The sequence below is a fragment of the Microbacterium aurugineum genome (assembly GCF_023101205.1).
GTDB classification, from domain to species: domain Bacteria; phylum Actinomycetota; class Actinomycetes; order Actinomycetales; family Microbacteriaceae; genus Microbacterium; species Microbacterium aurugineum.
On the sequence record NZ_CP078078.1, the window covers coordinates 2,916,252 to 2,937,742 of the forward strand.

At 67.4% G+C, this 21,491-nt stretch carries 19 protein-coding genes and 3 tRNA genes; 8 read left to right on the forward strand and 14 right to left on the reverse strand.

Translation table 11 applies throughout. From position 1 onward, the window contains the following. Positions 1 to 79 precede the first annotated feature (79 nt). Together KV397_RS14085 and KV397_RS14090 are read left to right on the forward strand one after the other, a co-directional pair. Positions 80 to 844, forward strand: coding sequence for a DUF1345 domain-containing protein (locus tag KV397_RS14085; RefSeq protein WP_261811527.1), 765 nt, complete (start codon positions 80 to 82; stop codon positions 842 to 844). A 342-nt stretch (positions 845 to 1,186) separates the two neighbouring features. Beyond that, positions 1,187 to 2,425 (forward strand): alpha/beta hydrolase, encoded by a 1,239-nt coding sequence (locus KV397_RS14090; RefSeq protein ID WP_261811528.1) that lies wholly within the window; start codon positions 1,187 to 1,189, stop codon positions 2,423 to 2,425. A gap of 85 nt (positions 2,426 to 2,510) precedes the next feature. Here the strand turns inward: KV397_RS14090 and KV397_RS14095 are convergent, their stop codons facing one another. The 11 genes from KV397_RS14095 to hpt form a co-directional block, all read right to left on the reverse strand. Then, complete coding sequence (locus KV397_RS14095) at positions 2,511 to 5,087, reverse strand: helix-turn-helix transcriptional regulator (RefSeq protein WP_261811529.1); 2,577 nt, start codon at positions 5,085 to 5,087, stop codon at positions 2,511 to 2,513. A gap of 95 nt (positions 5,088 to 5,182) precedes the next feature. Beyond that, the gene (locus KV397_RS14100; protein ID WP_256536459.1) at positions 5,183 to 5,875 is read right to left on the reverse strand and encodes a DUF2520 domain-containing protein; all 693 of its coding nucleotides are present in this window, start codon (positions 5,873 to 5,875) and stop codon (positions 5,183 to 5,185) included. A gap of 2 nt (positions 5,876 to 5,877) precedes the next feature. Next, positions 5,878 to 7,722, reverse strand: a complete 1,845-nt coding sequence (locus KV397_RS14105) for a PH domain-containing protein (RefSeq protein ID WP_261811530.1) — start codon at positions 7,720 to 7,722, stop codon at positions 5,878 to 5,880. After that, the gene (locus tag KV397_RS14110; protein ID WP_261811531.1) at positions 7,719 to 8,300 is read right to left on the reverse strand and encodes a PH domain-containing protein; all 582 of its coding nucleotides are present in this window, start codon (positions 8,298 to 8,300) and stop codon (positions 7,719 to 7,721) included. Before KV397_RS14110 ends, KV397_RS14105 begins: the two co-directional genes overlap by 4 nt. Next, positions 8,251 to 8,733, reverse strand: coding sequence for a DUF3180 domain-containing protein (locus KV397_RS14115; RefSeq protein ID WP_261811532.1), 483 nt, complete (start codon positions 8,731 to 8,733; stop codon positions 8,251 to 8,253). The genes KV397_RS14110 and KV397_RS14115 overlap by 50 nt, the downstream gene beginning before the upstream one ends. Further along, positions 8,730 to 9,269: a 2-amino-4-hydroxy-6-hydroxymethyldihydropteridine diphosphokinase gene (folK, locus tag KV397_RS14120; RefSeq protein WP_261811533.1), complete on the reverse strand. Its 540-nt coding sequence runs from the start codon at positions 9,267 to 9,269 to the stop codon at positions 8,730 to 8,732. Before folK ends, KV397_RS14115 begins: the two co-directional genes overlap by 4 nt. Next, positions 9,266 to 9,661: a dihydroneopterin aldolase gene (gene folB / locus KV397_RS14125; RefSeq protein WP_131492947.1), complete on the reverse strand. Its 396-nt coding sequence runs from the start codon at positions 9,659 to 9,661 to the stop codon at positions 9,266 to 9,268. Before folB ends, folK begins: the two co-directional genes overlap by 4 nt. 44 nt (positions 9,662 to 9,705) lie before the next feature. Beyond that, complete coding sequence (gene folP, locus KV397_RS14130) at positions 9,706 to 10,515, reverse strand: dihydropteroate synthase (protein WP_261811534.1); 810 nt, start codon at positions 10,513 to 10,515, stop codon at positions 9,706 to 9,708. After that, entirely contained in the window at positions 10,515 to 11,117 is a 603-nt protein-coding gene (gene folE, locus KV397_RS14135) for a GTP cyclohydrolase I (RefSeq protein ID WP_047521289.1), read from the reverse strand. Before folE ends, folP begins: the two co-directional genes overlap by 1 nt. A gap of 1 nt (position 11,118) precedes the next feature. Next, entirely contained in the window at positions 11,119 to 13,119 is a 2,001-nt protein-coding gene (gene ftsH / locus KV397_RS14140; protein WP_047521291.1) for an ATP-dependent zinc metalloprotease FtsH, read from the reverse strand. A gap of 86 nt (positions 13,120 to 13,205) precedes the next feature. Further along, on the reverse strand, positions 13,206 to 13,757 hold the full coding sequence (gene hpt, locus KV397_RS14145) for a hypoxanthine phosphoribosyltransferase (protein WP_047521293.1): 552 nt from the start codon (positions 13,755 to 13,757) through the stop codon (positions 13,206 to 13,208). A gap of 92 nt (positions 13,758 to 13,849) precedes the next feature. Here hpt and KV397_RS14150 point away from each other — a divergent pair, with 92 nt between their 5' ends. Further along, positions 13,850 to 14,449: a DUF937 domain-containing protein gene (locus KV397_RS14150; protein ID WP_261811535.1), complete on the forward strand. Its 600-nt coding sequence runs from the start codon at positions 13,850 to 13,852 to the stop codon at positions 14,447 to 14,449. A gap of 14 nt (positions 14,450 to 14,463) precedes the next feature. On the opposite strand, the gene tilS is transcribed toward KV397_RS14150, so the two are convergent. After that, positions 14,464 to 15,456: a tRNA lysidine(34) synthetase TilS gene (gene tilS / locus KV397_RS14155; protein WP_261811536.1), complete on the reverse strand. Its 993-nt coding sequence runs from the start codon at positions 15,454 to 15,456 to the stop codon at positions 14,464 to 14,466. 64 nt (positions 15,457 to 15,520) lie between these two features. On the opposite strand from tilS, the gene KV397_RS14160 reads away from it, so the two are divergent. Together KV397_RS14160 and KV397_RS14165 are read left to right on the forward strand one after the other, a co-directional pair. Then, complete coding sequence (locus tag KV397_RS14160) at positions 15,521 to 16,183, forward strand: TMEM175 family protein (RefSeq protein ID WP_261811537.1); 663 nt, start codon at positions 15,521 to 15,523, stop codon at positions 16,181 to 16,183. Positions 16,184 to 16,223: 40 nt separating this feature from the next. Then, positions 16,224 to 16,715 (forward strand): inorganic diphosphatase, encoded by a 492-nt coding sequence (locus KV397_RS14165; RefSeq protein ID WP_017204665.1) that lies wholly within the window; start codon positions 16,224 to 16,226, stop codon positions 16,713 to 16,715. Between the two features lie 77 nt (positions 16,716 to 16,792). Here KV397_RS14165 and KV397_RS14170 read toward each other — a convergent pair whose 3' ends face one another. Beyond that, a complete protein-coding gene (locus KV397_RS14170; protein WP_261811538.1) occupies positions 16,793 to 18,148 on the reverse strand; it encodes a M23 family metallopeptidase in 1,356 nt (451 codons plus the stop codon). 211 nt (positions 18,149 to 18,359) lie between these two features. Here KV397_RS14170 and KV397_RS14175 point away from each other — a divergent pair. The 3 genes from KV397_RS14175 (at position 18,360) to KV397_RS14185 (ending at position 18,704) form a co-directional block, all read left to right on the forward strand. Next, positions 18,360 to 18,432: transfer RNA gene (locus KV397_RS14175), tRNA-Glu, on the forward strand. Positions 18,433 to 18,488: 56 nt separating this feature from the next. After that, a tRNA-Asp gene (locus tag KV397_RS14180) sits at positions 18,489 to 18,562 on the forward strand. A gap of 69 nt (positions 18,563 to 18,631) precedes the next feature. Continuing rightward, positions 18,632 to 18,704, forward strand: a tRNA-Phe gene (locus KV397_RS14185). Positions 18,705 to 18,908: 204 nt separating this feature from the next. Here the strand turns inward: KV397_RS14185 and KV397_RS14190 are convergent. Further along, complete coding sequence (locus KV397_RS14190; protein WP_261811539.1) at positions 18,909 to 21,482, reverse strand: penicillin-binding protein; 2,574 nt, start codon at positions 21,480 to 21,482, stop codon at positions 18,909 to 18,911. Between the last annotated feature and the right edge of the window lie 9 nt (positions 21,483 to 21,491).

The following is a 21,491-nucleotide window of genomic DNA, read 5'->3' on the forward strand; positions in this document are numbered from 1 at the left end:
CTCACCACCCGGGGATCCGCCGTTCCGCATCGATGACGACTGCTGGAATGAGATCTTTCGTCCCGGCTGGAAGGTCTTCATGTACAAGCGCGAGTTCGCGAACGACGAACGCCACGCAGATCTGCGTGATCGCTCGCGACGGTTGCGGAGGACCGCTCGCCTGTCGAGAGATCGGACGACTCGGCAGGCGAGAGGGTGGTGGGGCGCGATCGGCTATGGAGCGGCGCTCGTCGGCCAGGTGGCGATGATCGTCCTGGGCGTCATCGTGAACTTCGGCGTCGAGAACGGCGTCGCGCAGCTCGACTGGCTCGGCGCATGGGCTCTGGTCGGGACCCTCTATGCCTCTTTGGCACTCCTCGGGCTCGGCCTCTCCGCCCGGCTCCCGGCGGACGCTCGGCCGCATCGCTTCATCGCCAGCAGACTTTCGCGGATCGTGGCGACGTCCACGACGATCCTGGCGAGCATGACCGGCCTCACCGCCGCCCTCCGTGTCCTCGCTCTCAGCCCGGACTGGCTCGTCGGGCTGAGGACGACCATCATCGGCGTGTGGGTGATGGTTCTCGCGTGGGGTTTCCTGCACTGGGGCTTCGCACAGATCTACTTCCAGCGCAGTCTCACGGCCGACGAGCCGCAGTTCGACTTCCCCAGAACCCCACTTCCTCGCATGGTGGACTTCGTTTATTTCTCCTTCACGGTCGGAAGCAGCTTCGCCGCGTCCGATGTCACCGTGCTCTCCAGCCGCACACGGTGGACCGTGGTCTGGCACTCCGTGTCCAGCTTCTTCTTCAACGGCCTGATCATCGTGCTCGCGCTCAACACGATCATGTCCAACGGCTTCCGATAGTCGAGGTCACCGCACGGAGAGGGACGCAACTCACGCACGGGTCGGGGAGTCTGAATACCTCAATCGACGCAGCCGACACGGAGAAGCCACACCTGAGCGCGCACGCGAGTCCAGGTCGACGTAGCTTCATGGATCGCACCTGTTGCGCGCCCCCGTTCCCGAGGTGGGTGTTCCGCGCAACACCTCAGGGTGCGCCTTCCCGGGGAACGAACCCCACGCGCTCCCGCGCGTTTCACCATGCAAAGAAAGAACCCCATGCACACCAGTCCTTCACGCCCTCTTTCCCGAGGAGCGCGCTTCGGCCGAACCACAGCCGCCATCATCCTCTCCATTCTGGCCATCGTGGTCGGCGTTGCACTCGCCGTCGTCTTCGCCGTTCTCGGGCTGCACCTCAGCCTGGTCGCGGGTCTGATCGCGGGTGCCGTGGCCCTCTTCGGGGCTACCTGGCTGCTGACCGCTCTCGCCCACAAGACGTGGCCGCCCTCGAACACACGACCGCGCCCCGCGCTGGGCCGACGCAAGTCTCCCTATCTGGTCGCGGGCGCCACTCTGGTCGTCGCCTCTGTGACCGCCGGCACCACCGTGCTCGCCCCGGTCGAGGGTACGGAGACGCCCATCGCCGCGCCGGAGCCCAGCTTCTGGGACCTCGAGACCGGGTCCCGCATCGCGTACTGGGAATATGAGGCAGAAGGCGACGAGACGTCGCCGACGCCGATCATCTACGTCCACGGCGGCCCCGGCGGGTTCACCGACGAACAGGACTTCAGCTTCATCCCCCAGCTGGCCGAGACCGGGCACGATGTCTATCTCTACGATCAGCCGGGCGCAGGTCTCTCACCCGACCTCGAACTCGACGAATACACCGAGGAGCGCTGGCTCGCTGACCTCGACGCCATCCGCGAGAAGACGGAGTCGGAGAAAGCAATCTTGATCGGCCAGTCGGCCGGTGGGTACATCGTGGAGGCCTACGCAGCGAACTACCCGGACCACGTCGAGAAGGCGATCCTCACGGCTCCCGGCGGCTACCTCGCATCTGACGAGCTCACGGCAGCGGAGGCCGCCGAAGGGGCAGAGCTCGAGCGTCTCGACCCGGATTTCCACAACCGCAGTGGCGATGTCGCGAAGATGCAGGAAGCGCTGACCCCTCGGATCCTCGTGGCAGTCGCCTTGCAGGGATTCGGCATGACAAGCGCTTCGGCCAACCTCGTGTCGCAGGACGAGCTCAAGCGGTGGTCGGCGACAGCACTGGATTCGGGCTTCGGACTCAACTTCATGTCGAACATGGAGCTCAACTCCGAGTTCACGGAGCACATGCCGGACACGATCCAGCGTCTCGAAGAGCTGGACATCCCGACGATGATGCTCAAGCCGCAGTTCGACTACGTGAGCTGGACGGCACAGTACGCCTACGTCGAAGCGAACCGTGACATGCAGGTCGTCTACATCGAAGGGGCGGAGCACCGGGCATGGGCCCTGCAGCCGGAGGCGTCGTTCGATGCCATCGCCACCTTCATCGACGGCGGCGTGCAAGAGGTGTACACCGGTTCGGAGTCCCCCGCCATCACGCTCGGCGACGACTGACGGATCGAGCCCCCGGCCACCGCGATCTTCCGGGATCGCGGTGGCCGACGCGATCACCCGACACACGACGCCCGGTCGGAGCGACTCAGCGAAGGGCCTCCAGGTGGTTGCTCAGGCCCTGTCGCCCTTGCAGATCCAGCTTGCGGAGAAGTCGATGGATATGGCTCTCCACCGTCCTGACACTGAGAACGAGTCGGATCGCGATCTCCGGATTCGTCAGGCCCTCGGCCGCCAGCCGACCGACCTCCTTCTCCCTTTCGGTGAGCGCAGTGGCCGTTGCGGCGAACCGAGCGGTGTCTATCTGTCGCCCGGCAAGGTCGGTCCGGAAACGCTCTTCTCGTGCCCGTGCCGCGGCTTCCCGCTCCGGATCCGCGGCCTTGGCGAACGCCGTTGCGGCGAGCTTGCACGCAGAGAGAGCCAGACCGGTCAGACCTCGGTCCTCCAGAACGTCGACGGACGCGAGCATCGCCGCGGGGTCTCCGGCCACGCCCGCCGCGACGAAGTCCGCATATGCGGCGAGCGAGCGAGCATCGGGGAGGTCTCGCAGTTTCTGTCGAACGTCGGCCAGGCGTTCGGGAGACGGCACCAGCTCGAGCGAGGACAGGAGCTCCGTCACCCCTGCGTATCGTGCATTGCGATTCCACAGATCCGTGCCGGAACTCCACAGGACCTCCCCCGCCCGAGTGAGGTCGCCCTCGAAGGCCAGGAGTTGCGCCCTCGGCCAGGCTCGAGACTGCCCGGGCAAGGGGCCGTCGGGGTATTCGAGCTTCTCTATCTCCGCGGCGAACCGCTCCCCCGCCGAGACCTTGCCTCGTCGGATGTTGATCACCGCACTGATCGACAGCAAGGCGAGCGGGATGCCCGGCGGATAGACGGCCGGATCACCCGCGGAATGCAGGGTCTCCAAGACGTCATCGGCGGCGGTGTAGTCTCCTGCGAGCATGTGCCCCAGGGCGAGGGCTGCACCGAACGTGCGTAACGCATCCACATCGAGATACCCGTGCGCTTCGTCGAAGCCGCGGCCGAGGAAGTCCATCCCCTCCCGATGCCGGCCGGCTCCGAGCAGGGCGAGTCCCATGAGCGCCCGCGAAAGGTGGGAAGCATGTCCGTCGTCGAGCGTCGACACCTCCGCGAAGACCCGCCTCGCATCATCGAATCGACCGAGGCAGACGAGCACGAGCATCTGCGTCTCCCACAGCGTGATCTTCACAGGGCCGGGCAGATCATCCTCGACCTCGAGCTTCGAGGTGAAGTCCTGGGGAACTTCACGGAGGTTGACGAGCAACCGCACCTGAGCCGCATCGAGGAGACGTCGATACGGCCCCAGGGAGAGATCAGCGGCATCCCGTCGGAGTTGCGCGAGCGCCTCGTCGAGTTCCCCCGCCACGTACGCGCGCCACTGTGCTCGCAGGACCACGAACTCGGCCAGACTCGCGCCGTCCCCCAGACTCGGGTCGACGGTGTCGATGATCCCTTCCACCGTGGATCGCACCGTCTCGGTACTCGCGTGCATGAGCGCCGTGGCGTATCGGACCGCTGCAGCCGGTGACGGATTCACCGCCCATTCCGCAGCCGTGACCAGGCGCAACGTCCGCGCACGTTCCTGGAGAAGACGCACGAAGAGAGCATCGTCCACGCTGCTGATGCTGCGCCGCGGCTCGTCAGGCTCCGACTCCTGCTCCCCGAGCCCTGCCCCGAGCTTGTCCTCGACGAGTTCGATGAGGCGAGTCCTTCTCGTCGCCAAGGGCTCATGCCGGAAGTATTCGACGAGGAGGGGAGGAACGACCGTCACGAGTCGTCGTCCTGCGCTCGGGACGATCGCGATCGTCCCCCGTTCCTCGAGCAATTCGAGGATCTCCCACGGCACGAGTTTCCGCACCGTTTCGAGGTCTGCGACGCCGACGACCGCGATGATCTCCAACGCGTCCCGCGTGTGATCCTCGAAGCCCTCGAGATGCGCTTCGAGCACCGCACGGAGAGCTCCGCTCCAGAGGTCGCGCGATGCCTCCCACTCCCCGGTGCTCCGACGAGACATGCGCTGTTCGCGAATCGAGGCGTCGACCAGGGTGAGGAGAAGCCCGACATTTCCTCCGGACTTCGCGAAGAGGCGGCTCATCGTTCCCGCTTCGACCGGTGCGTCGAGGTGTTCCCTGAGCACCGACTCCATCTCGTCGAACCGGAGGGGCTCGATGTCGATCACGTATGCAGGCTCGAGCGTCGACGCGGGCAAGCCCGTCGGGGTATGGCGTGCACGAAGGCCCTGGAGGCGCGATATCACGACCGGCACGCCGGCGTCTCGGCGGACGTACTCGACCACTCCCCAGGATGACTCGTCGAGATCATCCCAGTCGTCCACGAGCAGCACCCCTGTTCGCGCACGGAGTCGCTCGGCCAGCGCGCGTGCCGTCTCATTCAGAGTCGCTGGTCGAGCACCCGTCGCGGTACCGAACCCGGCGAGGTGCAGCGCGCCCAAACTGTGCTGCCGCAACGACGCGATTCCTCGTGCCCTGACGACGGTCCATTCCCGATCCTCGAGGCGGGAGGCCAGGGCACGGAGGAATGTGCTCCGACCGCTCCCCCGCCCGCCCACGATGTCGACGCTGACGCCTGCCATCAGGAGATCCATGGCGGCGGCCAGCGGACGCTCTCGACCGATGACCATGGGCCACCTCCTCTCAGGCGCTCCGATGCCCTCAAGATAGACCTGGTGCCCACCGGGTACAAGCACTCGCTCCAGGACTCGTGCGCGCAACACGGTCAGATCAGCGGAGAAGGATCCGATGCCTCGCGAAGGGCGCGTTCGACGGTCGACTGCACCAGCGCCGACAGGTATCCGCCCGGGTTCTCCACGCCGATCTCACGCAGCCTTGCGGTCGACTGCCCAATGATCGACCGGGAGAACTCGGTCGCGGTGGCGATCGCGTCGGCGTACGCGGGACGGTCGGCCTCGGCGATCACGACCGGTTCGCAGCCCATCTCCACGGCGAGCGCCTGAGCGATGGGCAGCACAGCAGCGGGCGCGGTCACCGCGGCGAAGCCGGCCTGCAGCTGGCGGAGGTCGATCGACGTCCCGGTGAAGGTGATCGCCGGGTGCACGGCGAGGGGGATCGCACCGCGTGCGGCGGCAGGACTCAGAACCTCGATGCCGAACGCCGGATCCGTGTGCAGCACGAGCTGTCCGACCTGCCAACCGCCCACCTCGGCGATACCCGCGACGAGCGAGGGCAGCTGCTCCGAGGGGACCGCGATGATCACGAGTTCGGCGCGACGCACGACGTCGAGCGCATCGAGCACCGGCACATCGGGAAGGACCGCAGAGGCACGCTCATCGTCGGAGCCGCTCGTGATCCCGACCACGGCGTGCCCTGCCCCACCGAGCGCGGCTCCGATCACGGGACCGACGCGCCCGGCGCCGATGATCCCGACGCCGAGTCGCCCGTCCCGCGGCACCGTCACTGCTCCGACCGCGGCTGCGGCGGCGTCGCCGGTGGAGGCGGCGGCGCGGCGGGAGGCCCGGAGTACGGAGGCGGAGGTGCGACCGGAGGCGTCCCTGTGTACGGAGGCGGAGGAGAGACCGGAGGCGGCCCCGTGTAGGCCGGGGGCGCCGGAGGAGTCGGCTCAGATGCGGTGGGCGAATGCTCGCTCCATCGGTGGCTCCTGTCGCGCGACGCGGCCTCAGCGGCGGCGACCACGACACCGTCGAGCAGCGCCAGGGCATCGGCACGCTCGAGTCCGGAGAGGTAACCCGTGATCGGACCGGGAACGGTGTGAACCTGTGCCCCCGACACCCGCTGTGCTCGATCGATCGGTCCCTGGCTGAGGGACACGCCCTGCAGGCGCGCGAGCGGGAACACGGCGAGCTTGCGCCACACGATCCCGCGACGAAGCAGCAGCCCGAAATCGGTCACGAGATAGCCGTGCCGCTTCCACGAGAACGGACGCCGCCACCGCGCTCGACGAGGCATCGTCCGGTAGGCATCGCCCTCCGCCGGACCCACGATGCCGTGCTCCCAGAGTTCCGGGATGTTCGCCGCCGGAACGTCCGGCAGAACCAGCCCGAGGACACGCTCGACGTCGGCCCGCTTGCCGACCGGGAGCACCACGTTGAACTGCTGTCCGCTTCCGGAGGACTGCTGCGCGGCGCTCTTGCCGCTCATCCGGTTGATCCGGATCGTCCACCAGCCGAACGGACGCCACAGCAGGGACTGCGACACCTCGACCGCGAAGATGCGTCCGGGCGGAAGCGTCTCGGTCACCGTGGTGAGGAGACCGTAGGTGATGCGTACGCCGTCGGGCGTCGGGGCGATCGAATAGCGCAACGACTTCGAGATCTGCGCCCAGGTGATACCGACGACCGCGATGACCATCGGCACACCCATGCCGAGGCCCAGGCCGAGCAGCACGATCCCGCCGCCCGTGTCGCCGTCGACGAACATGCCGATCAGCGCGCTGCCGAAAGCGATCGCGAAGATCGCGCCGAAGAACACGAACCAGAGCAGGCCCGAGATCAGCTGGGAGCCGACCAGACGGCCCGTCGGGATCTTGACGACGCTCTCAGGGACGACATCGGCGAGGTCCACCCCCGCGAGGAGTCCGTTGACGCCCTCGTTCATCGAGCCGACCAGCTGCGCGCGAGCAGAGGTAGGCGCGTCCGCCGCGGCAGTGGGATCAGGGTTCTGGGCCGCAGCGCGTGCCGCCCTCGCTCCGGAAGCCAGGCGGAGGATGTCCGACCGGACGGACTCCGCGCGAGCCGTTGCGAGATACTCCAGCTCCACGTTCGCGTCGTTGCCCGCGCCGACGACCTCGAGCTTGGCGAGGCCGATGATGCGAGCGGGGAAGGGGCGGGTGAGATTGACGCCCTGCACCCGATCGAGCGGTGCCCGACGGTGCGAGCGGAAGATGATGCCCTTGCGCACTTCGACGTGGTCACCGGTGATGCGGAACTGCTGGAAGCGCCAGACGAACCAGAAGATCAGTATCAGCACGATCGCGAGACCGAGCACGCCGAGCAGCACGACCAGGATCAGGTTGTTCGCGAGCACCCACTCGACGGGGTCGGCCCCGGCGTAGTCACCGTAACGCGCCTCCTCCGGCGCGAACAGGGCCACGGCCCACGCGATGAGGCGATCGCGCATGTTCGCGATCGTGATGCCGGCGACGATGATGAGCACTAGCCCGCCCTTGAAGAGCGGGGTGAGCGGATGCATGCGGTGCCACTCGCCGTTGGCGAGGCTCGTGGACGGCTCCGAGGCCGTCGCCTGCGCACTCGGAGACGGCGGGAGCTGCGGCTCGCTCACAGGCCGGTCCGACGGGTCTCGGCAACGTGGATGAGCGTGTCGCGAAGTGCCTCCGCGGCCTCCTGGGTGAGCCCGGGGATCTGCACGCCGGTCGTCGCCGCCGCGGTGACCATCTTCAACTGGGCGATACCGAAAGCGCGATCGAGAGGTCCTTGCGTGATGTCCACCAGCTGCATGCGTCCATAGGGAACCGCGATCATGCGCTGCCAGAGGATTCCCTTGCGGAAGACGATGTCATCGGCACGCAACATGTATCCGATCGCCCTGGCCTGGCGCGGAAGGATGACGAGAGCGAAAACGGTGATCAGCAGGATCACGCCGGCGGGGATCCACACCCACTGCTGGTGCAGCACCAGGTTCAGCACGACGGCCGCGACGGCCACCAGGACGATGAAGATCACGTTCTGCACGATCTGGGACACGACGTAGCGGGGCGAGATCTGGTGCCAGGTGCCGTCGAGCTCCAGCCGGGCCTCGTTGCGCGCGGTGCGCAGCTTCGAGTATGTGCCCTGGTCGAGGGCGGCGAGATCAGTGCCCTCCGCCGGGTTGAGGGGCGTGGTCTCTGGGTTCTGAGTCATCAGGATCCTTCGGCAGGGTGCAGAACTGTTCGGCGACGAGAGCGGCGATCACGAGGATGATCGCGCTTCCGATCAGGGCCAGCATGGCCACAGTCGACCCTACCTGCGGAACGACGGGACGGGACAGGAGGAACGCCAGTAGGCCGGCCCCGAAGCCGGCCATGATCGCCCCGAGCAGGCTCGAGGCACGGGCGAGTGTCGCCGCACGGAGGGCGCGGAACGGATCGATGCGGATCCCCGACCGCACGCTGCGCCGGACCGGCCAGGCGACCCCCACCGAGGCGACGGCGATCAGCAGGAGCAGCACGGGCAGCAGCAGCGACGGCGTGAACGTGATTCGGCCCGACACCGTGAGGATGTGATCGAGGAGGAATCCCGCGCCGCCGGCGAGCAGTGCGAGGACGACGAGGACGCCGAGGGACGTGCGCCTCATCCCTCGCCCCGTGCTCGAAGCCCGGCGACGAGGTCCGACACCTTTCCCTTGCCGAGCAGTTCGGCCTCGGGGTCGACATCGAGCCACGGATCGAGGACGAACAGCCGCTCGCCCGCCCGGGGATGCGGCAGCTGCAGGCGGGGGTCGTCCGACACGATGTCGCCGTACGCGATCAGGTCGAGATCGAGGGTGCGGTCGCCCCACCGTTCTCGGCGCTCCCTGCCGTTCTCGTCCTCGATGGCGTGGAGCATCCCGAGAAGGATCTCGGGCGCGAGTCGCGTGGTGACCAGGACGACCGCGTTCACGTAGCCGGGCGCGTCGGGGTCCGGACCGTCCAGGCGGAGTGCGACGGTCTCGAACAAGCGAGAGAGCCGGACGTCGCTCACCAACGGCAGCCGGGCGATCCGCTCGGCCGCCGCGCGGATGGTCCCGTGACGGTCCCCGAGGTTCGCGCCGAGCGCGACGACCGCCACGGTTTCGGGGCGGCCGGCGCGGCGGTCCGGCAGATCGAGCGGGTTTGCGAGGTTGCGGCTCATATCGTGATGTCTTCCATCGCCTCGGGCGCACGGCTGCGGTGCACCGTGACGGCCACATCGGCGAAGCTGAGCGGAATCGGGGCGTGCGGCTTGTGCACGGTGACGGTGACGTTCTGCACGCGCACGTCTTCCAGCGCCACGGCGGCGATCCGTTCGGCGAGCGTCTCGATCAGGTTCACCGGCTCGCCCCCCACCACCGCTGCCACCTTCTCGGCCAGTTCTCCGTAATGCACCGTGTCGGCCACGTCATCCGACGCCGCCGCCTGGTCCAGCGACATCCGCAGACGCAGATCGATCGAGAACTCCTGCCCGTCCTCCCGCTCGTGCGCATAGACGCCGTGGCGGCCGAAGACGGTCAGGCCGGTGAGGACGATCTCATCGAGGAAATCCATGCCTCTAGCGTACGGGGGACGCCTTCCGGCGGCTGAGCGGACGTTCAGCCCGTCCAGGCATGCGTTATCGCGAGCGCATCGCGGGTCGCGGCCACATCGTGGACCCGCACGGCCCACGCTCCGGCCTGCGCGGCGAGCGCGCTCGTGACAGCCGTCGCGAGATCACGGCGCGACTCCGACACCTCGTCGTCGGTGCCGGTCTCCTGGCGCAGTGTCTCCGCCAGGAAACGCTTGCGCGACGTGCCGATCAGGACCCGGGGCCCGAGCGCGACGATCTCCTCGAGTCCGCGCAGCACGTCCCAGTTCTGCGCCCCGGTCTTCGCGAAGCCGATACCCGGATCGACGATCACGCGCGACGGGGCGATCCCGGCCACGGCCGCCTCCCCCATGCGCTCGTGGAGTTCGCCGGCGACCTCGCGGGCGACACGGCGGTACTCGGCGTTCGCGTACATGTCCGCGGAGAAGCCGCGCCAGTGGCCGATGACGAAGTCCGCGCCAGACTCGGCGACGGCCGCACGCATCTCCGGGTCGGCGAGCCCGCCGGAGACGTCGTTCACGATACGGGCGCCCGCACGCACGGCCGCGGCAGCGGTGGCCGCACTGAGCGTATCGATGCTCACGGGCACACCGGCAGCGGCGAGTCGCTCGATCACGGGGATGACGCGCTGCTGCTCGACGTGCTCGCCGACCCGCTCCGCACCCGGCCTGGTGGATTCACCGCCGACGTCCAGCACGGTCGCTCCCTCGGCACGCAGTCGCAAACCGTGCGCGACCGCATGATCGACATCGAGGTAGCGCCCGCCGTCGCTGAAGGAGTCGGGCGTGACGTTGACGATGCCCCAGATGCCCGTCATCAGCGTGCTGCTCCGGACCCTGCCGCCCCGATCAACGTGATGAGCTCGGTCCGGGCGACAGCGTCCGTGTACTCGCCCCGGGCGGCGATCGTGAGCGTGGAGGTCTCGGTCTGCCGACCGCCCCGCATCGTCACACAGCCGTGGGCGGCGTCGAGCACCACCAGCACGCCGCGGGTGTCGAGGTGTTCGGCGATCGTGTCCGCGATCTGCTCTCCGAGTCGCTCCTGCACTTGAGGGCGCGCGGCGAGGATCTCGACCACGCGAACGAGCGCCCCGAGCCCCACGACCTGCTCCCCCGGAAGATACGCGATGTGGGCGTGCCCGGCGAACGGCAGCAGGTGATGCTCGCAGACCGAGCGGAAGCGGATGTCACGCAGCAGCACAGCGCCGGAGGGCAGGGTGTCGGGCGCCGGGCCGCGGGAGACGCTGATCGTGCGGGCGAGCGGCTCCGCCGGGTCCTCCCCCACCCCGGAGAAGAACTCGGAGTACAACTCCCCCATCCGCGACGGGGTCTGCTTCAATCCCGGTCGATCCGGATCCTCACCGATCGCCTCGAGAAGCTCGCGGGTGAGCCGCTCGACACGCTGTCTGTCGACGGTCACGTCACGCCGTCGCGGGCCGCGGGTGCCCGGCTCCCGCCGAACCCTGCTGCGTGCGCGGGGCACCAGCCGGGGCTTCGACGGATGCCGCGAGCGAGACGTCTTTCTTCGGTACTTCGATCGGAGGACGCTCGGACACCGGACGACCTTCGCTCGAGAGCCACAACGGGCGCTCCGGGAGCTTCTTGATCTCGGTGAAGATCTCGGCGATCTGGTTGTGGTCGAGGGTCTCCTCCTCGAGCAGGGCCAGAGCGAGCTTGTCGAGGATGTCGCGGTTCGCGCTGAGAACCTCGTAGGCCTCGTTGTGCGCCTGTTCGATGAGCGCGCGGACCTGGGTGTCGACCCGCTCGGCGATCGTCTCGGAGTACTCACGTCCGCGGCCCATGTCGCGCCCGGCGAACGGCTCGCCGCCCTCGGTGCCCAGCTTGACCGGACCGAGTTCGGTCGTCATGCCGTATTCGATGACCATCTTGCGAGCGATCGAGGTCGCCTTCTCGATGTCGTTCGAGGCACCGGTGGTCGGATCGTGGAAGACGAGCTCCTCGGCGACGCGGCCGCCCATGGCGTAGGTCAGCTGGTCCTGGAGCTCGTTGCGGGTGACGGAGTACTTGTCGTCGAGCGGCAGCACCATCGTGTAGCCGAGAGCCTTGCCGCGGGGCAGGATCGTGATCTTGGTCACCGGGTCGGTGTAGTTCATCGCGGCGGCGGCGAGTGCGTGTCCGCCCTCGTGATACGCGGTGATGAGCTTCTCCTTGTCGCGCATCACCCGGGTGCGGCGCTGCGGACCGGCGATCACACGATCGATGGCCTCGTCGAGGGCGCGGTTGTCGACCAGCTGCGCGTTCGAGCGCGCGGTCAGCAGCGCCGCCTCATTGAGCACGTTGGCGAGGTCGGCACCCGTGAAACCGGGGGTCTTGCGTGCGACGACCTCGAGGTCGACGTTCTTGGAGAGCGGCTTGCCCTTGCTGTGCACCTCGAGGATCTTCTGACGTCCCTTGAGGTCGGGGGCGTCCACGCCGATCTGGCGGTCGAAGCGACCGGGGCGCAGCAGCGCGGGGTCGAGGATGTCCGGACGGTTGGTCGCCGCGATCACGATGACGTTCGCGTTCGGGTCGAAGCCGTCCATCTCGACCAGCATCTGGTTGAGGGTCTGCTCGCGCTCATCGTTTCCGCCGCCCATACCGGCGCCGCGGTGACGGCCGACGGCATCGATCTCGTCGATGAAGATGATCGCCGGGGCGTTCTCCTTGGCCTGGCCGAAGAGGTCGCGCACACGCGAGGCTCCGACGCCGACGAACATCTCGACGAAGTCCGATCCAGAGATCGAATAGAAGGGGGCTCCTGCTTCCCCGGCCACCGCGCGGGCGAGCAGCGTCTTGCCCGTTCCTGGGGGGCCGTACAGCAGGACGCCCTTCGGGATGCGGGCACCGATCGCCTGGAACTTGGCGGGATCCTGCAGGAACTCCTTGATCTCGTGGAGTTCCTCGATGGCCTCGTCGGCGCCGGCGACATCGGCGAAGGTGACGGTCGGGGTCTCCTTGCTCACCAGCTTGGCCTTGGACTTGCCGAACTGCATGACCTTGCCGCCACCGCCCTGCATCGACGACAGGAGCCACCAGAACAGGAGGCCCAGCAGCACGAGCGGGAGAAGGAGGGAGAGGAAGCCGTCGAACCAGGTCGCCCGCGGCACGGCGTCGTTGAAGCCGTCCTTGGGAGCGGCCTCGTTGATCGCCGAGACGACCTCGTCGGCGCGTGCGTCGACGTAGTAGAACTGCACGTTCTCGGAGCCCTCGAACGGCTTGGAGAGTGTCATGTCCACGCGCTGATCGCCGTCGGTGGTGACCACCTCGGTGACCGTGGTGCCGGAGAGGAGCTTGAGCCCCTCCTGCGTCGTGATCTGCTTGGGCGCACCCAGATTCGAGATCAGCAGGAATCCGCCGAAGAGCAGCACGCCGATCAGCGCGACGTAGATCAGCGGATTCCGGGTGAGCTTCTTCACATCCATGATCGGATCAGCGTATCGCGCGCGCCCTAGGGGGTCGCTGTGCGTTCACCCACGGCGTACCCCGGCAGCACACCCGTCGTCGCGCGTCAGGAGTAGACGTGCGGCGCGAGCACGGCGACGTCGCGCAGGTTGCGGTACCGCTCGTCGTAGTCGAGGCCGTAGCCGACGACGAAGTCGGTGGGGATGTCGAAGCCGACGTACTTGCAGTCGATGACGACTTTCGCGGCCTCGGGCTTGCGCAGAAGTGCCAGCACCTCGATCGACTCCGCTCCACGCGAGCCGAAGTTCTCGAGCAGCCAGCTGAGCGTGAGACCGGAGTCGATGATGTCCTCGACGATCAGGACGTGCTTGCCGTTGAGGTCGGTGTCGAGGTCTTTGCGGATCTGCACGACGCCGCTCGACTTGGTGCTCGCGCCGTAGCTCGAGACCGCCATCCAATCCATCGGTGCGTGGAAGGGCAGTGCCCGCGCGAAGTCGGCCATCACCATCACGGCGCCTTTGAGGACGCCGACGAGGACGAGGTCCTTGCCCTCGTAGTCCCGGGCGACCTGCGCCGCCAGTTCCTCGAGTTTGGCGAGGATCTCCTCCTCTGTGACGAGGATCTGTGCAAGGTCGTCCTGGATCTCCGCGGCGCGCATGGATCGATTTTAGGCGACGCCACCCCATGCTCCGGTATCCGCACTACTGTGAGCGGTGACGCGGGCGGACGCCCCTGAGGGAAGGATTCACCATGGCTCTTGACGACATCCTCGCGCAGGTACCGATCGATGACATCGCGCAGAAGCTGGGGGTCTCGCGAGACGAGGCCAAGGTCGCCGTCGAACAGGGTGGTGCCGTGCTCCTGGGCGGCCTCGCGAAGAACGCGGAGACCGACGAAGGCTCCGCAGCGATCCAGAACGCGCTCAAGAAGCACGAGGGCACCGCCGGCGCCTCGAAGGTCGATGACATCGATCAGGCCGACGGCGGCAAGATCGTCGCGCACATCCTCGGCTCGAAGGAGAAGGAGGTCACGAAGGAGCTCACGGAGTCGAAGGCGACTCCCGGCATCGACTTCGGCAAGCTCCTCCCCATCCTGGCGCCGATCGTGATGGGCCTCATCGCCAATGCGAACAAGGACAAGACCGCCAAGACGGACACCGGAGCCGAGAGCTCTGGCGGGATCGGCGACCTCATCGGCGGCCTTCTCGGCGGAGGCGGCAGCAGTGGTTCCGGCGGAGGCGGGATCGGCGACGTGATCGGCGGACTGCTCGGCGGCGGGAACGGCAGCGGATCGGGCGGCGGCATCGACCTCGGCGGAATTCTGGGCGGTCTCTTCGGCGGTAAGAAGTAGGGCTTCCCCCTCGCTCAGCGACCGGACGCGGTGAAGACGATGCGCCCACCGCGGCGCACGGCCGAGCACTCGGGCAGGTCGATCGGCCCCTGACCGTTCCAGTCGGTCACCAGCCGCGCGACCTCGATGGTCTGCGTCCTCGTCAGGCTGACGCCGAACTCACTGTCGACGACCAGGCGAATGATCCGGTTGCGCAGCGCCGCCGGGTTCGCGGCGAGCGCCGCGACGCTGGCGGAGATGCCGGCCTCGGCGTGCTCGACGATGTCTTCGATCGTCTCGTGGATCATCTCGTCGAAGGCTTCCGCATCCTCCCGCAGCTGCTCGGCGGTGCGCACGAGCGCATCGGCGATCCCTGGACCGAGTTCCGTCTCGAGCACCGGGAGCACGCGCTCGCGCACTCGAACCCTGGCGTAGCGCTCGTCACGGTTGTGCGGGTCGTCCCAGGGCGTGAGCGCGGAGGCGACGCAGAAGGCCCGGGTCGTCTCCCGCCGGACGCCGAGCAACGGGCGTACCCACCGCACACCGTCGGCGTCTTCGCGGACCGGCGCCATGCCCTGCAGGCTCGTGGCCCCGGATCCGCGGGCGAGACCGAGCAGCACGGTCTCGGCCTGGTCATCGAGGGTGTGCCCGAGCAGGACCGCAGCGGCGCGGACGTCCGCCGCCGCATCCCGCAGCACCCCGTAGCGCGCCTCACGCGCCGCGGCCTCCGGCCCACCCTCCCCGGCGACGTCGACACGCACGATCAGCGGGTCGAGACCCAGCGCCGCCGCCGCCCGCGCCGCCTGCGAAGCCACCGCGTCCGATCCTTCCTGCAGACCGTGATCGACGGTGAGCGACGCCGCGCGGAGCCCGAGCTTGGGAGCTTCGAAGGCCGTGGCGGCAGCGAGCGCGAGGGAATCCGCTCCCCCGGAGAGGGCGACGATCACCGTGGACCCCTCGGGCATGTCGGCGAGCGCGGTGCGCACGGCCAGGCGGATCTCGGCGATGGCGGGAGACAGGGAGGGCACGGTTCCACGGTAGGGCACAGCCCCGGTCCGTGCGCCGGTGCACCCTCGGGGCTATCCTGGCGCCGTGACAGCTCAGCCCCGCACGCAGCAGTTCCGCACCGAACGCTTCAAGGCGTTCGTCGATGCCGTCGTGGCGATCGCGATGACGCTGCTCATCCTGCCGTTGTTGGAGTCCGTCTCCGACGCGGCGTCCGGGAGGCTGACGACGGCGGAGTTCTTCTCCGAGCACTCGCCTCAGCTGGTGAGCTTCGGGCTGAGCTTCGTCCTCATCGCGACGTTCTGGATGGGGCACCACAGCCAATACCGCGATGTGGAGCTGATCACCACGCCGCTCCTGTGGATCAACGTCGCCTGGATGGCGACCATCGTCTGGCTGCCCGTGCCCACCGCGATGCTCGGGCAGTTGGACTCCGACGCCCTCCAGGCCGTGGTCTACATCGGGACGTTGATCATGACGCAGGTCACGACCTTGGCCGGGTGGATGTACCTGCGTCGCCACCCCGATCTCACGACGGCACCGACGGAGGTGCTGAGAGCGGGGATCGTCGGCGACCTCGCCGCGATCATCCTGTTCGCCGTCTCCTTGGTGATCGCCGTGCTCACCGTGCCCAACGGCTATTTCGCCTTGCTCCTCCTCCTGCTGAACGGCCCGCTCTCGCGCCTGCTCAACCACATCGCACACCGTCGCGGGCGGGGGTCGGACGCCGAGGAGCCGCGGGTAGGCTAGTCCGCGGTATCCAACCGAACTTTTCCTGAGGAGTACACGCATGGGCGCACACGACGCCGTCATCGAGATCCCGCGCGGCAGCCGCGTGAAGTACGAGGTCGACCACGAGACCGGACGAGTGCACCTCGACCGCGTTCTCTACACGACCTTCGGCTACCCCGCCGACTACGGCTACTTCGACAACACGCTGGGCGAGGATGGCGACCCGCTCGACGTGCTCGTGCTGCTGGACCACGCGATCTACCCGGGCGTCGTCGTCGAGGTCCGTCCCGTGGCCGTGCTGAAGATGAGCGACGAGGCCGGCGGAGACGACAAGCTGGTCGCCGTGCTCTCGAAGGACCCTCGCTGGGCGCACATCCAGGACATCGACGACATCGCCGAGTACACGAAGAAGGAGATCGCGCACTTCTTCGAGCACTACAAGGACCTCGAGCCCAACAAGTGGGTCAAGGTCGACGAGTGGGGGAACGCCGCCGAAGCGCAGCGCATCCTCGACGAAGCCATCGTGCGTTTCGGAGAGCAGGGCCACTGATCCCCGCGCCTTCGACGAGAAGACCCCCGGTTCCGCAGCTGCGGCCGGGGGTCTTCTCGTCGAAGATGAGGTGCTGATCAGGCGGAGACGCCATGCCGAGCGAGGAACTGCACCGGGTTGATGGCGCTACCGCGGTCGTAGACCTCGAAATGCAGGTGGCAGCCGAACGAGCGCCCGGTGTTGCCCGCGTAGGCGATGACCTGACCGGACCTGACCCACTGGCCCGACCGCACGACGATGCCTCCGTCGCGGATGTGCGCGTAGCCGGTGCCGATTCCCCCGCCGTGCTGGATGCGGATGTAGTTTCCGTAGCCGCCGTTGTAGCCCGCGTAGTCGACCGTGCCGGACTGGGCGGCATAGATCGCCGCGCCGCAGCCGTTCGCGAAGTCCGTGCCGTAGTGGAAGCTCGAGGAGCAGCCCTGCGGGCCGCACTGCTGCGAACGGGGTCCGTAGCCGGAGCTCTTGCCGCCGCCGTGAGGACGGCACCAGCCACCGCTGCCCTGAGAGCCGCCGCCGCCGCTGTTGCCGCCGGCGTTGGCCGCAGCTTCCGCAGCTTCGCGCTCTCTGCGCTTCTTCTCCTCGGCCGCGACACCGGCCTTGTAGCCCGCGACCGTCTTGGTCGTCGCGTCCTTGAGAGCGGCGAGCTGCGCCTGCATAGTGGCGAGGTTCGCGGACTGCTCGTCGAGCGCAGCCTGAGCGGCGTCGGCGGCCTGCTGAGCGACGACCATCTTCTCTTCGGCGATCTTCTGCAGGCGGTCGCGCTCATCACGAGCGAGCACCGCCTGGTCGCTCATGGACTGCGCGGAGTTCCGGGCGGCGACCGCATCGTCGTACACCGACTGGTTGTACTCGAACAGCTTGTCCATCGTGCCGAGGCGCGCGAGCAGCTCGTCGGCATTGTCGGCGGATCCGGTGAAGAGCAGTTCGAGAGAGGTGTCATCGCCACCGTTGCGATACAGCTGCGCGGCGACCTGGCCGGCCTTCTTCGCGGACGCGTCGGCCTTCGCGGACTGCTCGTCGGCCTTGGCCTGCAGAGAATCGGCCTCGGTGGACGCGGCGAAGAACTTCTGCTGTGCCTCGTAGAACTCGTCCGCGGCGACCTTCGCGGCCGCCTGGGTCTCGGCGACCTTCTGGGTCAGGGACTGGATGAGGCCCTCGATGCGGGTGACCTCGGCGGCCTTGGCGGCCTCGCTCTGCTTCGCCCGCTGCACATCGTCCCAACTCGGGTACGTCGCGGCGTAGGCGGCGGATACGCCCTGGGAGATGCCGAAGGCGCTGAGCGCGACGACGCTGAGCACGCCGAGGCCGAGAGCGCCTCGGCGGCTGAGGCCGTCTTTGCCGAACGCTCGGCGCTCGGCAGGACTGGGCGCGCAGCCGCAATCATCTGAAGCCGCGGCAACCGCAGCATCCAGAGTTGTCTGGTCGTCGTTCACGCGGCCCCTTCCGCCGGTTTCACAAATGCCACACTAACAACAACTTTCACATCCGCACCAGGGTCGATCCGACGACGGTCATCGCACGCCTGACCCTTCCATCGTCCTCCTGAAACACGCCCGGGGGTAGCCGCCTCGCCCTCGATTCGCGATTTGCCCGGATCATCCCTTATGCTTGAGCGTCGGCAAGGAAGTCCTCCGGGACTGACTCGGCCCCATCGTTTAGCGGCCTAGGACGCCGCCCTTTCACGGCGGTAGCACGGGTTCGAATCCCGTTGGGGTCACACCTTCCGATACACCCGTTGGGGTCACACCTTCCGATACAATTGAAAACAAGTATGGCCCTGTAGCGCAGTTGGTTAGCGTGCCGCCCTGTCACGGCGGAGGTCGCGGGTTCAAGTCCCGTCAGGGTCGCTCCGTGCGATGAGCTCTTTCTTCGGAGAGGGCTCTTCGTCTAGGACGCGACAGGTTCGCCGGTCGCGCGGCTCTGTAGCTCAGTTGGTAGAGCGTTCGACTGAAAATCGAAAGGTCACCGGATCGATGCCGGTCGGAGCCACACGAGTGATCGTTACAATCACTCCAGAAACCCTCGCCTAGCTTCTACATGGCGGGGGTTTTGCTTTGCCCTGGTGAGGTTGAGTCCTCTCCTTCGCCAAGTCGAGTTCACTTCTTCGTCAATGCGCCCGCGGGCCCACTAGAACTGCACGTTCGCTCGATAGCGCTCCGGGGCCATCCTCTGAACGCGCCCCGCTCGACGCTCCTAGCTGTCGGGCGCGTCGCCGGGACGAAGGGTCACGGTTCCTCCTCGCTCCAAGAGCCCGCCGGCGGGTTCCTGGAACGAGACCTTGTCGTCGGCACTTTCCGGTTCGGGCACGGCGCCGTCGAGGTGCACCGTGAAACCCAACGCTTCGAGTCGTGCGGCCGCCTCCTCGACCGGCATCCCCACGACGTCGGGAACCTCTGCCTCGAAACGCTTCGTCAGACGGGCATCGGCCTCGGCGAAACGCCCTCCACCGAACAGGCTGTTCGCGGCGCGCTGCACGTCACGCGCCAGTGCGTATCTGCGCTCTCCGAACCGTCGGGTCATGTCGTCAAGGCCGGTAGCGTTCCCCACCCACGCTCCCGTCGCGACCTGCGTGCTGGATTCCATCATCCAGGTCTGCTGCACCTCGTGCGATCCCGTCTTCCCGATGATCGGGGTGCCGTCCCAGGGGTTCGCTCGTGACCCCGTCCCGCCGTTCATCACGTCCTGAAGCACGGACGCGGCCGTGGCTGCGACGCCGGCCTCCAGCACGCGCGTGCATGCAGCAGGCGGCGGAATGATCTCCTCGCCGTTCGGCCCGACCACGCGCTCGATGGCTGTCGTCGGGCAGAACATCCCCCCGCTCGCGACCGTCGCATACGCGTTGGCCATCGCGAGCGGCGACACGTTCGCGGATCCGAGCACCGAGAAGAGCGTGTTCATGGTCAGATCGCCGCCCGCGAGATCCTTCACCCCGAGCCTGCTCGCCACCCGGGAGATGTCGCAGAGGTCAAGCTGTTCCGCCATCGCGAGATACCCGGAGTTCAGCGATCTCGATGTGAACTCCGCCGGTGTCCCGACATAGCCGGGCTGGTTGCCCCAGTTCCTGATCACCACGTCGCTGTGGTTCACCCAATCCCCGTCGCAAGAGTTCTTCACCCGTGGAATGGCACGGACCCGCCCATCGACCCTCTCGTTGACGGAGCGCCCGGCTTCGAGCCAGGCCAACAGAGTGAAGAGCTTGAACGTGGATCCGGCGTTGAAACCCGCAGATCCGCCGCGCGCCGGATCGCCCGCATAGACGAGCGCGGAGTAGCTGGGATCTTCCGCGTGCGACTCGTCCTCGGTGAAGTTCGTGTTCTGAGCGATGGCCAGCACACGACCAGTGCCGACTTCGACGTTGACGACGGCTCCCCCGAGGTCGAGTCCTTCGGCAGATGCCGGCACGTGACGTCTCATCGCCTCAGCGACCGATTCCTGCAGCGAGGCGTCGACGGTGGTGTGGATCTGCAACCCGCCTTGCCGCAGCCGCGTCTCACGTGCGACCGCCGTGTCCCCGAATCGGGGATCGCTGCGGATGCTCGCGATGACGTACTGGCAGAAGTAGGCCGCGTCTCCCGTGCCCGCGCACCCGCTCGTCGGAGGCGTCACCGCCGGGCGCACCGGGTCGAGGACGGCCTCCGTGTACTGCGCGTCGGCTATCTTCCTGTCCTCGTGCATCCGGCTCAGCACGTAGAGCTGTCTCCCCTTGGTCTCGCTATATCCGTCGGCGGCGTGGACGTACTGCTCCTCGGTGATCGCCCCGTCGCCGCGCAGCTCCTCGAGCGCCGCCAGCGTACCGGGCGAGACGTCATCGACCGCACCGTCGGGCGCCTTGTTCACGCGCTCTCCCGACGCCGTGGCGATTGCCCCCTCCGGGCGGTCGATCCGGTAGCTGTTCGGATTCTGCACGACACCGGCGAGCACAGCTGCCTGCCCCACGGATACCGCTGATGCGGAGGTGTTGAAGTAGTACCGCGCGGCCGCCTCGATACCGTAGATCGTTCCGCCGAAGTTCGCGATGTTGAGATAGCGCTCCAGGATCTCGACCTTCGAGTAGCGCTTCTCGAGCGCGATCGCGTACCGCATCTCTTGCAACTTCCGGATGTATCCATCGCTTCCCTCGGCGGAGGTCACCTTGCGCCAGCACTCCTGGAGGGTCTCCGAATCGTCTTCCGTGGCCTCCGGCGCGGTCGCCTCGAGCTCGCAGCGCTGCACGAGAACGTTCTTCACATACTGTTGTGTGATCGACGAACCGCCCTGGGTCTGCCCTCCCTTGACGTTGCCGAGGATCGCCCTGGTCGTCCCGATCAGATCGATCCCGCTATGGGTGAAGTACCGCGGGTCCTCGCTGGAGAGGATCGCATCGATCATCGTCGGCGAGATCTGCTCGTACGTCACCGGCATCCGGTTCTGTTCGTAGAACCGGGTGAGGACCTTCTCGTCGCCGCTGTCGGCGTCGCGGGCGTACACCGTCGTCGGAAGCATCGACTGTTCGATCGTGAGGTGCGCGGGAAGCTCCTCGAAAAGGTCGAGCGCCGCGTTCCCCGCCTGCCCCACGAGAACGAGCCCGGGGACGAACGGCAGCACGACCAGGATCCCTGCGACCATGCTCATCACGATCAGGCCGGCCAGGCCTCCGAGCGCAGCACCGACCGAAGGATGGGAGAGGTCACGCGTCGTCGATTCCGCGCGGGTGAGATCAGGAAAGCTGTGAGACACGCTATCCAGCTTCCGTGTTGACCATCGATAAGTACAGCGAAGAGAATTCACCTAAACTCA